1 protein-coding gene is annotated in these 257 nt (G+C 49.4%); it reads right to left on the bottom strand.

Going from position 1 to position 257, the window contains the following annotated elements; genetic code table 11:
* Positions 1-257 (bottom strand): WD40 repeat domain-containing protein (locus tag AB0756_RS40070; RefSeq protein WP_408104035.1); only part of this gene is annotated, 257 nt, incomplete at both ends.

A 257-nucleotide genomic window follows, 5' to 3' on the forward strand; every position in this document is an offset into this window, starting at 1 on the left:
TGCCCTTTGAGGGTTTTGAGTTCTCTACCTGTGGTATCCCAGAGTTTGACGGTGTTGTCCCAACTTGCAGAAGCAATTGTCTTGCCGTCGGGGCTGAAGCTGATGCTCGAAATATAGGCAGAATGCTCTTTGAGGGTTTTGAGTTCTCTGCCTGTGATATCCCAAAGTTTGATGGTGTTGTCCCAACTTGCAGAAGCAATCGTCTTGCCGTCGGGGCTGAAGCTGACACTAAAAACTTCGGCGGAATGCCCTTTGAG

It is taken from the genome of Tolypothrix campylonemoides VB511288_2 (assembly GCF_045999855.1).
Taxonomy (GTDB): Bacteria; Cyanobacteriota; Cyanobacteriia; order Cyanobacteriales; family Nostocaceae; genus Scytonema; species Scytonema bouteillei_A.